We start from the raw sequence: 14,791 nt of genomic DNA on the forward strand, positions 1-14,791 counted from the left end.
ATGAGCATCGCCCACACTGCTGAAGTTTAAAGTCCGCTAGATATTATTGGCTTAATGTTTGCTTTACGCCCCTGCAAACTGGTAATTTCGTTTAAGATTATTACTATCTGAATGGAATGCAGGAGATCACCACTAATATGTTGTTACGCCTATTTGCTGCCTTGGCGCTTTCTGCCCTGAGTTTCGGTCTACAGGCTGAAACTATTAAAGAGGGTGCTTCTTTTGCCATACTGGGCGAACCTAAGTATTCATCAGATTTTAGCCATTTCGATTACGTTAATCCGGCGGCCCCCAAGGGGGGTAATATTACCTTAGCCACCATTGGCACCTTTGATAACTTCAACCGCTATGCCTTACGCGGCAACGCGGCAATCCGGACGGAGAGGTTATATGATTCGCTATTTAGCACCTCAGACGATGAGATTGGTAGCTATTATCCGCTAATTGCAGAGTCAGCGCGTTATGCCCCTGATTTCCACTGGATTGAAGTTGATATCAATCCCCGCGCTCGTTTTCATGATGACACCCCGATTACCGCGCAGGATGTCGCATTTACATTCAATAAATTCATGACCGAAGGCGTGCCGCAATTTCGCATCATCTATAAAGATGTGCAGGTCAAAGCCATTTCCAACCTGACCGTGCGTTTTGAATTCCCCGAGCCCAATAAAGATAAAATGCTGGGCCTGTTTGGCTTGCCGGTCATGCCCGAACACTTCTGGAAAGAGCATAAATTGAGTGACCCGCTGAGTAAACCGCCGGTCAGCAGCGGCCCCTACCGCATTGGCAAATATAAGATGGGGCAATTTATTACCTATGAGCGGGTGCGAAATTACTGGGCCGCTAACTTACCGGTCAATCGTGGCCAGCATAATTTTGACACCATCCGTTATGACTACTATTTAGACGACAAAGTCGCGCTGGAGGCATTTAAAGCTGGCGCCTTTGATTTCCGCGAAGAGAGCTCACCGAAAAGCTGGGCGACCCAATATGTGGGCGGCAACTTTGCAAAAAACTATATTATCAAGCAGGATATTGTCGATAACTCCGCACAAAATACCCGCTGGCTGGCATTTAATGTCCAACGCCCTATTTTTAGCGATCGACGGGTTCGCCAGGCGCTGACACTGGCTTTTGATTTTGACTGGATGAATAAAGCTTTTTATTTCAACAGCTATCAGCGCACCAATAGCTTCTTCCAGAATACCGAATATGCGGCAACAGGTTATCCGGACAGCGCAGAGCTGGCTTGGTTAGCCCCACTCAAAGGCAAAATACCGCCAGAAGTCTTCAACCAAATTTATCAGCCGCCGCAAACCGATGGCAGCGGCGATGCACGGGATAATCTGTTAAAAGCGCGCGAGTTACTGGCCCAAGCGGGCTGGGAAGTCAAAAATCAGCAGTTGGTCAACAGTAAAACCGGCAAACCTTTTGAGTTTGAATTGCTGCTACTCAGTGGCAGCAACTTCCAATATGTTCAGCCGTTCAAACATAATTTGCTGCGTTTGGGCATTACCATGACAGTCCGCGAGGTTGACAGCTCTCAGTTTGTTAACCGCCTGCGCAGCCGGGATTACGACATGATCCCCACCGTTTACGGGGCGATGCCCTACCCTAGCCCCAATCTGCGCATATTGTGGAGCTCGGCTTATGTCGACTCCACCTATAACGCCTCTGGCATTAAAGATCCGGCTATTGATCAGTTAATTGAATTGATAGTCAAACATCAGGAGCAACCGGAAGCCTTGCTATCTCTGGGTCGCGCCCTTGACCGGGTGTTAATCTGGAACCAGTTGATGATCCCGATGTGGTACTCCAACCATAGCCGCTTTGCTTATTGGGATAAGTTCTCAATGCCTGCACAACGCCCCACCTATTCGCTAGGATTTGATAGCTGGTGGTTTGATGTCAACAAGGCAGCTCGTCTGCCAACAGAACGCCAATAGGGGGCTGCTGTGGGCGCATACTTGTTACGGCGGCTATTGCTGATCATTCCCACCTTGTGGGCGATTATTACTATCAACTTTTTTATCGTGCAGATTGCACCCGGCGGGCCTGTTGATCAGGCCATCGCCAATATTGAGCTGGGCCACAACAGCGGCTATAGCGCCGGTGGCGGTGATGGTGGATTGGGTGGCGCAAAGGTCGGGCTAAATGCGGCACAAGTGGGTGACAGCAACTATCGCGGCTCACGCGGGTTAGATCCGGAAGTGATTGCTGAAATCAAGCAGCGCTTTGGTTTTGATAAACCGCTGCACCAGCGCTATTTCGATATGCTGTGGAGCTACATGCGCTTTGATTTTGGCGACAGCCTGTTCCGTGGCGAATCAGTGATGTCATTGATTAAGCATAGTTTGCCGGTTTCTATTTCACTTGGGCTATGGAGCACGCTGATTATCTATCTGGTATCCATTCCCTTGGGGATTAGAAAAGCGGTGCGCAACGGTAGCGCCTTTGATAACTGGAGCAGCGCCTTAATTATTGTCGGCTACGCTATCCCTTCGTTTTTATTCGCTATTTTACTGGTGGTGCTGTTCTCTGGCGGTAGCTATTTCGATCTGTTCCCATTACGCGGGCTGACCTCCAGTAACTGGGATACACTGCCGTGGTATGGCAAAATTACCGACTATTTATGGCATATCACCTTGCCGGTATTGGCAACCGTGATTGGCGGCTTCGCCACCTTGACGATGCTGACTAAAAACTCCTTCCTCGATGAGATCCGCAAGCAGTATGTGGTGACAGCCAGGGCCAAAGGGCTGCCGGAGGAGAAGATCCTGTATCGCCATGTGTTCCGCAATGCCATGTTGCTGGTGATCGCCGGTTTCCCGGCTACCTTTATCAGCATGTTTTTCACCGGCTCACTGTTGATTGAAGTGATGTTTTCCCTGAATGGCCTAGGGCTGCTGGGCTATGAGGCGACCCTACAGCGGGATTATCCGGTGATGTTTGGCACTCTTTATATTTTCACTCTGATTGGTTTACTGCTAAATATCATTAGCGATATCACCTATACCCTGGTTGACCCACGGATTGATTTTGAGGGTCGCCACTAATGATAAAATTAAGTGCAATTAATCAGGCCCGTTGGGCGCGCTTTCGCCAAAATCGTCGTGGTTACTGGTCACTGTGGATCTTCCTGACACTCTTTATTATTAGTTTATTTGCCGAGCTGATAGCCAATGACAAGCCGCTGCTGGTGAACTATCAGGGCAAGATCTACCTGCCCTTTATGGTCAACTACAGTGAATCCACCTTTGGCGGAATTTTAACCACTGCCGCAGATTACCAAGACCCCTATGTGCTTGACCGAATTAAAAATAATGGTTGGGCTATTTGGGCACCTATTCGTTTTAGTAATAACACCATCAATTTTGCCACGGAAGTACCCTTCCCTTCGCCACCCAGTCGTACCAACTTATTAGGCACTGATAGTACCGGCGGTGATGTATTGACCAAAGTTATTTATGGATTCCGCATTTCACTGTTATTTGGCCTGACGCTGACCCTATTCTCCAGCGTGATAGGTATCTGTGCTGGGGCCATTCAAGGCTATTACGGCGGCAGAGTCGACTTATGGGGTCAGCGATTTATTGAGGTCTGGTCGGGGATGCCGACACTGTTTTTAGTCATTTTACTCTCCAGCATCGTGCAGCCCAATTTCTGGTGGCTACTCGCCATCACAGTGCTATTCGGCTGGATGGGGTTAGTAGGGGTGGTGCGGGCCGAGTTCCTGCGCACCCGTAATTATGACTATATCCGTGCAGCACGGGCCATGGGCGTGCGTGACCGGACGATTATGTCGCGTCATATGTTGCCCAATGCGATGGTGGCAACACTGACCTTCCTGCCCTTTATTTTATGTGGATCAATCACCACCCTGACCTCACTCGACTTCCTCGGTTTTGGTTTACCCATGGGGTCGCCATCCTTGGGCGGGCTGTTATTGGAGGGCAAAAATAACCTTCAAGCGCCATGGCTTGGCATCACGGCATTTCTGGTATTGGCCGTGCTGTTATCTCTATTGATCTTTATTGGCGAAGCAGTACGTGACGCCTTTGACCCCAGTAAGGTGTACTGATATGGCGACCTCTCCACTCCTGGATATTCAAAACCTCAGTGTGGCATTTCGCCAGGCGGGCGTTGACCGTGAAGTGGTCAGCGCGCTCTCATTGCAGGTCAATAGCGGTGAAACAGTAGCGTTAGTCGGGGAGTCTGGCTCCGGCAAGAGTGTTACCGCGTTGTCGGTATTGCGCTTACTGCCCTCGCCACCGGTGGTCTATCCTGCTGGCGATATTCTGTTTGCTGGCCAATCACTACTCCATGCCGATGAACCCACACTGCGTGGTATTCGCGGCAATCAGATCGCCATGATTTTTCAAGAGCCAATGGTGTCACTCAACCCGCTGCACACCATCGAGAAGCAGTTAGCCGAAGTGCTGTCACTGCATCGCGGTATGCGTCAGGAGGCGGCCAGAGCGGAAATTATTCAGTGTCTCGACCGCGTCGGTATTCGTCATGCCAAAGGTCGATTAGCTGATTTCCCGCATCAGCTCTCCGGGGGCGAGCGTCAGCGAGTGATGATTGCCATGGCGGTATTGACCCAACCCAAATTACTGATTGCCGATGAACCCACCACCGCACTGGATGTCTCGGTACAGGCGCAAATTTTGAGTTTGCTGAAAGAGTTAAAGCAAGAGATGGGCATGAGTCTGCTGTTTATCACTCATAACCTGAATATTGTCCGCCGACTGGCAGATAACGTAGCCGTGATGCGGGAAGGGCGTATTGTAGAGCACAATAGCCGTCAGGCGCTGTTCAGTGCGCCACAGCACCCCTACACTCGCCAGCTACTGGATGCCGAGCCACAGGGCGACCCCTTGCCCCTCGCAGCAGGTCTTGCGCCACTGCTTGAGGTCAAAGGGCTGCAAGTGGCGTTCCCCATCAAACGTGGCTTGCTACGCCGGACAGTCGATCACCACTATGCGCTAAAAGATCTCAGTTTTGAGCTAAAACCGGGAGAAAGTCTGGGATTGGTCGGGGAGTCGGGATCAGGGAAAAGCACCACCGGGCTGGCGCTGTTACGCTTACTGCCATCAAAAGGTGAGATTTGGTTTAACGGGCAACCGCTGCACAGTTTTACCTCAAAACAGATGCTGCCCTATCGCAGCCGCATTCAGGTGGTGTTCCAAGACCCCTATTCAGCGCTCAACCCGCGCTTGAATGTTCAGCAGATCATCGCTGAAGGGCTAGAAGTTCATCAGAAACTCAGTGCCATACACCGTGAACAGCGGGTGATTAAGGCCATGGAAGAGGTGGGTCTGGATCCGGTGAGCCGCTATCGTTACCCGACTGAATTCTCCGGTGGGCAGCGCCAGCGCATCGCTATTGCACGGGCATTAATCCTGCAACCTCAATTGCTGATCTTAGATGAGCCAACCTCGTCGCTGGATAAATCGGTACAGGCACAGATTCTGGCCCTACTCAAATCCCTCCAGCAGCGTTACCAGCTTAGCTACCTGTTTATCAGCCATGACTTACAAGTCGTGCGCTCGCTTTGCCATCAGGTGATTGTGTTGAAGCAGGGGGAAGTGGTGGAGCAAGGTGACTGTCAGACGATATTTGCCGCGCCAAAACAGCAATATACACAGCAGCTGCTACAATTCGCTGATTAATGACGCAGACATAAAAAAGTGCCAGCATAGCGGACTGACCATATCATCGATGAATACATAGAGCCGACGAATAGCGCCGATGAACGCTTAATCACGTATCAGAAGGGGTAAAGTGCCGTCATGGTCTCGGCGATGGCGACACCGACATCTTTCAGGCGACACATAGTCGCACTCTCATCCTGCCGATGAACGAAGAGGCAAGGCTCACCTTCCCACTCAACAATTGCGGAGTCCACTTGTATCTCTTGAAGCGAGAGATGGAGCCGCTGCATGATAATCTGCGCATGTTTACCATCGTGGCTGAGCAATTTCAGCCCCATTAGGTTATTTTGGGTATCGTCTATCGCCGTCAGTGGTATCGGCTCAACATTGACCCCGATAAACCCAGATAACCAACGGTAACTTTGCGGCAGACGATGTACTACCGAAAGTTGGATATTATTCACGTGTTTTTCCTAGTCAAAATAAAAATTCAAAAATTACAAAGGCACCACGATGACTCACACTCACTAAAGTTATAGCCGCTAAGTTGCCATTGTGCCTGATTCAGACCCCATCAAAACACAACATTGGTAACAATTTAGAAACTAAAAACTAACAATGTCATTTTTGCGTTGTTTTTAACCCTTTTTCAGCTATTGCTGCCAAGGCTAAAACTGCCAGTTTGGGATTTAGATCCCATTTTTCGTTATATTTATACCTTTATGGCGGTTAGCTCAACCATTTTTCTTGCAAACATGTTACCTAATCGCTGCCAATATTTTACAATTGAGGAACAATTCAAGGTGAGATCGACACAATAAAAATACATTAACCAATTGATAAACATACAAATAAATTAGTATTGGCACCATTTTAATGACAGAATTATCTTAGCAAAACCCGCCGATAACTATTTTTCACTTTTTTGTATTATCGCTCAAAAAATTAACAATATGTGTCCGGGCATAACTATGCAATGAATTATGATACGCATGCTTACTATATTGATTGAGCGCAAAAAACGGCGGCTTATTGGGTGCAATTAGGGCGAAATTTAACAAATAGGCAAGAGGAACTGCGGGGGATAATAGCGGCAAAGGGAGCGCCTGCGGCGTCTGCCCTTCACTTTTTACTCACTATGCTTTTTTCATCGCATTTTTTTGCGGGCGACTGGCATAGAGATACAACAGCATGGCAACAATAATACAAAACGCCATCGAGCTTACCATCGGCCAGGCACTCCGGGAGGGAGCCATCGACAGCAACGTCCCCACGATAGCACCGATACCAAACCGTAAAGTCCCCGCCAAAGAAGAGGCGGTTCCCGCCATATGTGGGAAGCCATCCAGAATAACCGCCATAGCATTCGAGGTGATCATCGCGATACAGCCGACATAGGCCGCCACCCCTAGAACCAATGCCCAGAATCCCAGCCCGGTAGCACAAACCACCAGCAGCCAGATCCCCATCACGAATTGAACCAACATACCAAAGCGGAACATTTTCAGGGCGCCAAAACGGCGAACATTGCGGCTGTTAATCAGCGTCATCAAGAATAAAAAGACGATATTCAGTGCAAAATAATAGCCAAAGTTCTGCGGTGAAACGCCGTTTAAGTCGATATAAACAAAAGGCCCGGCACTGAGGAACGAGAACATCCCGGCAAAAGAGAAAGCACTCGCTAACATATAGCTCAGAGCTTGTTTATGGCGAAATAGCGTGGCGAAATTACCGATGGTGGTGCGCAGATGAAAGCGTTGCCGCTTCTCTGGTGGCAGGGTCTCCTTAATAAACAGAAACACCAGCACCGCACCAATCAATGCCGCGCCGGCCATGGTCCAGAAAATAGCATGCCAGCTAAACCACACCAGCAGTGCGCCACCGATAATCGGTGCCAGCAGCGGTGCGATAGTCATCACCAACACCACGAAAGACATCATTCGGGAGAAATCATCTTTGGTGAACATGTCACGCATCAATGCATTAATCACCACACTGGCGGCGGCGGCAGATAAACCATGCAGGAAGCGCAAGTTAATCAGTTGCTCAACCGACTGCGCCATGGCACAAGCCATTCCTGCCAGTGCAAAGATTAGCGTGCCCCAGAAGATAACCGGCTTGCGCCCTATGCTGTCAGCCATTGGCCCATAGAACATCTGCCCGATAGCAAACCCCAGCACATACGCGCTCAGAGTCATCTGCACCGCACCACTCTCGACGCCAAACTCTTGCGCAATAATGGGCATACTCGGCAGATACATATCTATCGCCAGCGGCATCAGCATCGACAGCAAACCCAGGATAAAGATTAAGCCAAAGTGGGATGTCCGGTTCTGCGCTTCATTTTGGTTACTGGCATGCACGTTCAACAACTCCTTCAATAACTTACGGCAGGTGATATCGACTGCGGGTCGCGTGGGAACCGCTCACCCACGCGACGATAGAAAAGCGATTACAGATGGGGAGCGCCTACGCTGGCAATCTCTTCCGCCGTGAGCGGGCGATACTCACCGGGGGCCAAATCGTCATCAAGTTTCATCGCGCCGATACGTTCACGGTGCAGCGCCAATACCCGATTCCCGACGGCTCCAAACATACGTTTTACCTGATGATAGCGCCCCTCGCTGAGGGTTAACCGCACCAGCTGTGGCTCGATAATCTCGAGCTGAGCGGGCTTGGTCAGCGACGTTTCATTATGCAACTGTACGCCGTCAGCAAACCGCTGCGCCGTATCTTCCGCGACCGGATGCTCCAGTGTCACCAAATAGGTTTTTTCACAATGATGGCGTGGGGAGGTAATCCGGTGCGACCATTGACCATCATCGGTCATCAGCACTAACCCCGTGGTATCAATATCCAACCGCCCGGCAGCATGCAGCTTGTAAGCCACTGGCTCATCAAGGAAATAGAGTACCGTCGGGTGATCGGGATCTTCTGTCGAACACACATAACCCTGCGGCTTATTCAGCATAAAGTAACGTGGGCCAAGGGTTTGCTGTAATGGGTTGCCATCGAATCTCACGTCGCTCTCTGGTGTCAGCTTAATTGCACCACTTTTGACCACTTCGCCATCAATCGTGACCCGTTTGGCCCGCAGCTCGCGCGCTACCAACGCCCGGCTAACACCTAATTGCTGAGATAAAAACTTGTCCAATCGCATTGAATCTACTTTGCCTGTTGTATTGTCGTGCCACTGACGGGCACGATACCCGCACTCACACCTGCCAACGACGACAGAGTGCTAATAATACGGTATGAAAGAATGAAGCAGTAAAGTTGTATAGGGGAAAATCATTTGCTGCCTAACCGACCTGATTCATCAGTATAGCGGCGGTTGCCCTATCATCCTAGGAACAGTTACTCAAAAAAACACTATTGAGAAAGGATCAGCCCCTGCTGACGCAATGTACATCCTGACTCCTCGTCATTCACGGCCAAGGCTCTCGCGTTGACCACATCAGACAGGCATAATAATAGAAAGTTTTTCGTTATGAGGAGAGATAAATGTCACTCATACAATGCAGGCAATTGTTGCAAATGGTGAATGGATTAAGCGCGATAACGCCCCACTTCGGGCAAGTGCTTTAATGGCCTTTACGCTACGCCCCTATCAGCAAGAAGCGGTAGACGCCACTCTCACCCACTTTCGTCGCCATGCCGAGCCAGCACTGATTGTCTTACCCACTGGCGCGGGTAAAAGTTTAGTTATCGCCGAATTGGCGAAACTGGCCCGTGGTCGCGTGCTGGTGTTGGCCCATGTCAAAGAGCTGGTGGCGCAGAATCACGCCAAATACTGTGCCTACGATTTAGAGGCTGATATCTTCGCCGCCGGGCTACAGCAGCGCCAAAGCGAAGGGAAAGTGGTCTTTGGTAGCGTACAGTCTGTGGCACGCAATCTCCCGCTATTTGATAGCGCCTTTTCGCTGCTCATTATCGATGAGTGTCACCGCATCAGTGACGAAGATGACAGCCAGTATCAGCAAATTATCCAGCATTTACGCACCACTAACCCACGGCTACGGTTATTGGGACTGACGGCGACCCCCTACCGGTTGGGCAAAGGCTGGATCTATCAATTCCACTATCATGGCATTACCCGTGGTGATGAAAAAACACTGTTCCGCGATTGTATCTATGAATTGCCGCTGCGTTACATGATCAAACACGGCTTTCTAGTACCGCCGGAGCGGCTGGATATGCCGGTCGTGCAATATGATTTCAGCCGCCTGACCAGCAATAGCGATGGCATGTTCCGTGAGGCGGATCTTGATCGGGAGCTTAAACAGCAACAGCGCATCACCCCACATATTGTTAGCCAGATAGTGGAGTACGCCACCCAACGGCGCGGGGTGATGATTTTTGCCGCCACCGTCGAGCACGCCAAAGAAGTACACGGATTACTGCCCAAAGGCGAGGCCGCGTTAGTGAGCGCTGGCACTCCCCCTGCCGAGCGAGATGCGCTAATCACCGCATTTAAGCAGCAACAACTGCGCTATCTGGTTAATGTGGCAGTGCTGACCACCGGCTTTGATGCGCCTCATGTGGATCTGATTGCCATTTTGCGCCCCACAGAGTCGGTCAGTTTATATCAGCAGATTGTCGGCCGGGGCTTACGGCTCTCACCGGGTAAAAAAGATTGCCTGATTCTGGATTATGCTGGTAATCCCCACGACCTGTTCACTCCCGAAGTGGGTACTAGCAAACCTCATAGCGGCAGCCAGCCGGTGCAGGTCTTCTGCCCAGATTGCGGTTTCGCCAATATCTTCTGGGGGAAATGTACCGAGTCTGGCGAGATAATTGAGCACTATGGCCGTCGGTGTCAGGGCTGGTTTGAGAATGACCAGGGCGCGCGAGCGCAATGTGACTACCGCTTCCGCTGCAAATCCTGCCCCCATTGTGGCGCAGAAAATGATATCGCCGCACGCCGCTGTCATCAGTGTCAGGAGGTGCTGGTTGATCCTGACGACATGCTGAAAGCCGCGCTAAAACTGAAAGATGCGCTAGTGTTACGTTGTGGCGGCATGAGTCTGGAAACCGGCCATGACGCTAAAGGCGAGTGGCTGAAAATCACCTATTACGATGAAGACGGCACCCATACCAGTGAGCGCTTTCGCTTAACCACAGCCGCACAGCGTATGGCATTTGAGCAGATTTTCCTGCGCCCCCACCAACGCGCACCGGGTATTGCCCTCAAATGGCAAACCGCAGCCGATATCATCGCGCAACAAGCGCTGTTACGTTACCCCGATTTTGTCGTTGCCCGTCGGCGTGGGCAGTGGTGGCAAATCAGAGAAAAGATATTTGATTATCAGGGCCGTTTTCGCCGAGCTGACTCCCTAGCTTAAGCCGCATCTAGCCTGAGATTTTCGCAGTTTTATTTGCTGTCTGGCTGATATTTCGCTAGAATGTCGCCCGCTTTGCTCTGGGTTTACCCAATCAAAGCCGAGTATCGAACCTGTTGCTGGGTCGCCTGTAGCAGGGTAAATTTCTTAAGAGAAAACAAAATGACCACTATCAAAGTAGAAGTACGTAACGACCAGGGTAAGGGTGCGAGCCGCCGCCTGCGTGCAGCAAATAAATTCCCGGCAATCGTTTACGGTGGCACAGAAGCAGCTATTTCTATTGCTCTTGACCATGACACCACCAAAAACCTTGAACTGAAACCGGGCTTTTATGATTCCGTACTGACTCTGGTTATCGACGGTAAAGAGACCAAAGTTAAAGTACAGGCTGTTCAGCGTCACGCTTTCAAGCCAAAACTGACTCATATCGACTTCGTTCGCGTTTAATCGCGTCGCTGTCAATATTCGGGACGCCGAAATAAAAAACGCCGCTTATGCGGCGTTTTTTATTGGCTCAATAACATTACAATACAAACTGTTACGGCTTACCTGAATGACGCTGCAACTGATCACGCAGATTCGGTGGCGTACCTTTAATAGTCAGTGTATCTGTTGCCGCATCCCAGAAAATACGCTCACCCAGCAGTAATGCATCAAAATTGATACTCAACCCACCGCCACTGCCCGCGAACTTGGTCAACTGACGCAAGGTGCCGCGATCCGCCGGGAAGCTCTCTTCCAATGCATAACCCTGCTCAGCCGTGAATTGCTGAAAATCTTTTTCACCAAACTTCGGCAACTCTTGAGCCAACTCCTGCAAAGCAATCTCTTCGCCAGACTGTAACTGCTCATTGCAGTAGCTATAGACCTGCTGACGGTATGCCTGGCGCTCATTTTTGCCTAACTCAGCATCTGCGCAATAGTCATCGACGGCTTGTAATAAACCACGGTTTTGCGCTTTGGTATCCAACCCTTCGGCTGCTGACAGGAAATCCATAAAGAAATCAGATACTTTTCGCCCTATCCGCCCTTTCAGGAAGGTCAGGTAACGGGTCGATTCTGGATTATTTTCCCACTCAGTCAAATCAATACGGGCCACAATATCAGCGCGGTTAATATCAAGATAGTGGGTGGTACTCAGATCAAGCTGCTCATTCACTCGCATACTATTACAGCTGCTCAGCACCGAGATCAGCAAATATTCGGTTGCCAGATAGCGGTACTGGCAAAACAGCACCACACCACCTTCAGCAAACGGATATTTGGCTAACTCGTCACGTAAACGCCCAGTCGCCGCACGGCTAAAGCTGAGGAAGTCTTCATCACCCTTACGGCATCGTTTCAGCGCATCCGCCAGCTCACTTTGCTCATTAAACAAGCCATAAGCTTTGTTTTTGGCACTGTAAACACGATGCAGCTCGGCCATCATCTCTTCAACGACAGCATTGGCAGGTAACAGGGAATCGCGCAACACCACATCAAGCGTTTGTTCATCACGCTTAATCAGTTGATGTAAGGCAATCTGGTCGATATCCAGACTCATGATAAATACTCCTTTTGGCTAGGGGCGTATTCAATCACTGATACCTGAGAGCTGCAACCCAAAAGCGACGGCACCCCTCAATTAATGGCTAATGATTCTTAATGCTATAAAATAGCGGAAAAGCGCGTCTCTATACGGTAAGATGTGGGACTTTATCAGGTGTTGAGTACAATTTTTATGGCACAATCATCCCGTTATAGTGACGAACACGTTGAACAACTACTGTCTGAATTGGTCTGCGTACTGGAAAAACATCGTACCCCAACCGATCTTTCATTGATGGTGTTGGGAAATATGGTAACAAATCTGATCAATACCAGCATTGCCCCTGCGCAACGCAAAGTATTGGCACGTTCTTTCGCTGAGGCTCTTCAGGCTTCGGTACGTGAAGATAAAGCTCATTAATTTATCGGCCAAAACTGCAATCTCAATATGGTGACAAATCGTCAGCGCTATCGTGAAAAAGTCTCCCAGATGATCAGCTGGGGGCACTGGTTCGCCCTATTTAATATTCTGTTCAGCCTGGTGCTGGGTAGTCGCTATCTGTTTGTCTCCGATTGGCCCTCATCGCTGATTGGCCGTATCTATGCCCTCGTTAGCTGGCTTGGGCACTTTAGCTTTATCGTTTTTGCCGCCTATTTGCTGGTGATATTCCCCCTCACCTTTGTGGTGATGTCACAACGGCTACTGCGTTTTCTTTCCGCCGCCTTCGCTACTGCCGGTTTAACCCTGCTATTGGTGGATACCGAGGTCTTCACCCGTTTCCATTTACACCTTAATTCGGTGGTATGGGAGTTAGTGGTTAACCCGGATCAAACAGAACTCGCGCGCGATTGGCAATTGATGTTTATCTCAGTGCCGGTCATTTTTTTGGTCGAGATGCTTTTTGGCACCTGGGCCTGGCAAAAACTGCGCAGTCTTAATCGGCAGCGCTTTGTTAAGCCACTGGTGGCAGTATTTATTTCCGCATTCTTTGCCTCGCATCTGATGTATATCTGGGCTGATGCCAACTTCTATCGCCCAATCAGTATGCAGCGAGCAAACTTGCCACTCTCCTACCCGATGACCGCCCGTAAATTCCTCGAGAAACACGGCTTGCTTGATCAGCAAGAGTATCAGCGCCGCCTGATGGAACAAGGCACGCCGGATGCACTGGCGGTTGAATATCCGCTAAACCCGATTACTTTCAGCGATAAAGGCAGCGGCTATAACCTGCTATTGATTGTGGTGGACGGTATTCGCACCAGTAGCCTACAAAAAGATATGCCAGCACTGGCAGAGTTTGGCCGGGAAAACATCCAATTTGATCACCACTACAGCTCGGGAAACCGCCAGGACACCGGTTTGTTTGGCCTGTTTTATGGAATATCGCCTACCTATTTAGACGGTGTTCTCTCTGCCCGCGAACCATCTGTATTTATGACGGCATTGAGTGCGCAGAGTTATCAGTTTGGTCTGTTCTCATCCGATGGCTTTGAGTCGCCACTCTACCGTCAGGCGCTGTTAGCTGACTTCACATTGCCAGCGCCAGTGACACAAACAGACAGCGAAACCACGGCCCAATGGCAACAATGGCTATCAACAGCCAAAAACAATGCGCCTTGGTTCTCATACATTAACCTGAACGGGGCAAAGGAAGCGCAAGATCCGATCACCGGGAAAAAAGTAGCACTGCCGACTGACTTTATCCAAAACTATCAATCAGGTGCGAGAGATGTGGATCAGCAGATTGCCACTATTCTGGACACCCTAAAGCAGAGTGGGCAGCTCGATAAAACCGTGGTTATTATTACTGCAGCCCATGGCGTTGAATTTAATGACAGCGGTAATAATACTTGGGGCGCGGGTAGTCGCTTTAATCGCCAACAGCTCCAAGTACCATTAGTGGTTCACTGGCCGGGAACCCCCGCACAGACCGTGAATAAGCTAACCAATCATGAAGATATCATGACCACACTGATGCAGCGGTTATTACATGTCAAAACGGCATCAGAAGATTACTCGCAAGGGGAAGATTTATTTGCTGCACAGCGTAATAACAACTGGGTGGCGACAGGCGACAATGGCACCCTCGTTATCACTACGCCGACACAAACGATTGTGTTAGATAACAACGGTGAATATCGTACCTATGATGAGCAAGGCAATGAAATCAAAGATGAAAAGCCACAGCTCCCACTGTTATTGCAAGTGCTGACAGATATAAAACGTTTTATTGCGAACTAGTTCTAAAAACAGAACATTGAGTG

The 14,791-nt window shown here is 49.8% G+C and carries 12 protein-coding genes; 8 read left to right on the plus strand and 4 right to left on the minus strand.

Going from position 1 to position 14,791, the window contains the following annotated elements:
- Positions 1 to 137 precede the first annotated feature (137 nt).
- Genes HRK25_RS18745 through yejF form a run of 4 tightly spaced genes read left to right on the plus strand, consistent with a single transcriptional unit; the run spans position 138 to position 5,675 of the window.
- Complete coding sequence (locus HRK25_RS18745) at positions 138 to 1,946, plus strand: extracellular solute-binding protein (protein WP_032897939.1); 1,809 nt, start codon at positions 138 to 140, stop codon at positions 1,944 to 1,946.
- A 9-nt stretch (positions 1,947 to 1,955) separates the two neighbouring features.
- Complete coding sequence (locus tag HRK25_RS18750) at positions 1,956 to 3,056, plus strand: microcin C ABC transporter permease YejB (RefSeq protein ID WP_005274454.1); 1,101 nt, start codon at positions 1,956 to 1,958, stop codon at positions 3,054 to 3,056.
- On the plus strand, positions 3,056 to 4,081 hold the full coding sequence (locus tag HRK25_RS18755) for an ABC transporter permease (RefSeq protein ID WP_032897938.1): 1,026 nt from the start codon (positions 3,056 to 3,058) through the stop codon (positions 4,079 to 4,081). Before HRK25_RS18750 ends, HRK25_RS18755 begins: the two co-directional genes overlap by 1 nt.
- Before the next feature lies 1 nt (position 4,082).
- Positions 4,083 to 5,675, plus strand: coding sequence for a microcin C ABC transporter ATP-binding protein YejF (yejF, locus tag HRK25_RS18760; RefSeq protein WP_005274451.1), 1,593 nt, complete (start codon positions 4,083 to 4,085; stop codon positions 5,673 to 5,675).
- 98 nt (positions 5,676 to 5,773) lie between these two features.
- Here the strand turns inward: yejF and HRK25_RS18765 are convergent, their stop codons facing one another.
- The 3 genes from HRK25_RS18765 to rsuA all read right to left on the minus strand — a co-directional run bounded on the left by HRK25_RS18765 (position 5,774) and on the right by rsuA (position 8,817).
- Positions 5,774 to 6,121, minus strand: a complete 348-nt coding sequence (locus HRK25_RS18765) for a YejG family protein (RefSeq protein WP_005274448.1) — start codon at positions 6,119 to 6,121, stop codon at positions 5,774 to 5,776.
- 672 nt (positions 6,122 to 6,793) lie between these two features.
- On the minus strand, positions 6,794 to 8,020 hold the full coding sequence (locus tag HRK25_RS18770; RefSeq protein ID WP_005274444.1) for a Bcr/CflA family multidrug efflux MFS transporter: 1,227 nt from the start codon (positions 8,018 to 8,020) through the stop codon (positions 6,794 to 6,796).
- Positions 8,021 to 8,109: 89 nt separating this feature from the next.
- On the minus strand, positions 8,110 to 8,817 hold the full coding sequence (rsuA, locus tag HRK25_RS18775) for a 16S rRNA pseudouridine(516) synthase RsuA (RefSeq protein WP_005274441.1): 708 nt from the start codon (positions 8,815 to 8,817) through the stop codon (positions 8,110 to 8,112).
- Between the two features lie 427 nt (positions 8,818 to 9,244).
- Here rsuA and radD point away from each other — a divergent pair, with 427 nt between their 5' ends.
- Together radD and rplY are read left to right on the plus strand one after the other, a co-directional pair.
- Positions 9,245 to 11,002, plus strand: coding sequence for a DNA repair helicase RadD (radD, locus tag HRK25_RS18780; RefSeq protein ID WP_032897950.1), 1,758 nt, complete (start codon positions 9,245 to 9,247; stop codon positions 11,000 to 11,002).
- 159 nt (positions 11,003 to 11,161) lie between these two features.
- Positions 11,162 to 11,446, plus strand: a complete 285-nt coding sequence (gene rplY / locus HRK25_RS18785) for a 50S ribosomal protein L25 (protein ID WP_005274435.1) — start codon at positions 11,162 to 11,164, stop codon at positions 11,444 to 11,446.
- 91 nt (positions 11,447 to 11,537) lie between these two features.
- Here rplY and yejK read toward each other — a convergent pair whose 3' ends face one another.
- Positions 11,538 to 12,542 carry a nucleoid-associated protein YejK gene (yejK, locus tag HRK25_RS18790; protein WP_005274431.1) on the minus strand — a complete coding sequence of 335 codons (1,005 nt, stop codon included), beginning with the start codon at positions 12,540 to 12,542 and terminating at the stop codon, positions 11,538 to 11,540.
- Between the two features lie 177 nt (positions 12,543 to 12,719).
- On the opposite strand from yejK, the gene HRK25_RS18795 reads away from it, so the two are divergent.
- Positions 12,720 to 12,947, plus strand: coding sequence for a YejL family protein (locus HRK25_RS18795; RefSeq protein WP_005274427.1), 228 nt, complete (start codon positions 12,720 to 12,722; stop codon positions 12,945 to 12,947).
- A gap of 27 nt (positions 12,948 to 12,974) precedes the next feature.
- Positions 12,975 to 14,768: an LPS biosynthesis-modulating metalloenzyme YejM gene (yejM, locus tag HRK25_RS18800; RefSeq protein ID WP_005274424.1), complete on the plus strand. Its 1,794-nt coding sequence runs from the start codon at positions 12,975 to 12,977 to the stop codon at positions 14,766 to 14,768.
- Positions 14,769 to 14,791 lie beyond the last annotated feature (23 nt).

The organism is Yersinia bercovieri ATCC 43970 (assembly GCF_013282745.1).
GTDB classification, from domain to species: Bacteria; Pseudomonadota; Gammaproteobacteria; order Enterobacterales; family Enterobacteriaceae; genus Yersinia; species Yersinia bercovieri.

Excerpts from the sequence above, each read along its gene's own strand:
- HRK25_RS18745 (WP_032897939.1), top strand. The coding sequence starts at position 138 with ATGTTGTTACGCCTATTTGCTGCCTTGGCGCTTTCTGCCCTGAGTTTC.
- HRK25_RS18755 (WP_032897938.1), top strand. The coding sequence starts at position 3,056 with ATGATAAAATTAAGTGCAATTAATCAGGCCCGTTGGGCGCGCTTTCGC.
- yejF (WP_005274451.1), top strand. The coding sequence starts at position 4,083 with ATGGCGACCTCTCCACTCCTGGATATTCAAAACCTCAGTGTGGCATTT.
- rsuA (WP_005274441.1), bottom strand. The coding sequence starts at position 8,817 with ATGCGATTGGACAAGTTTTTATCTCAGCAATTAGGTGTTAGCCGGGCG.
- radD (WP_032897950.1), top strand. The coding sequence starts at position 9,245 with ATGGCCTTTACGCTACGCCCCTATCAGCAAGAAGCGGTAGACGCCACT.
- rplY (WP_005274435.1), top strand. The coding sequence starts at position 11,162 with ATGACCACTATCAAAGTAGAAGTACGTAACGACCAGGGTAAGGGTGCG.
- yejK (WP_005274431.1), bottom strand. The coding sequence starts at position 12,542 with ATGAGTCTGGATATCGACCAGATTGCCTTACATCAACTGATTAAGCGT.
- HRK25_RS18795 (WP_005274427.1), top strand. The coding sequence starts at position 12,720 with ATGGCACAATCATCCCGTTATAGTGACGAACACGTTGAACAACTACTG.
- yejM (WP_005274424.1), top strand. The coding sequence starts at position 12,975 with ATGGTGACAAATCGTCAGCGCTATCGTGAAAAAGTCTCCCAGATGATC.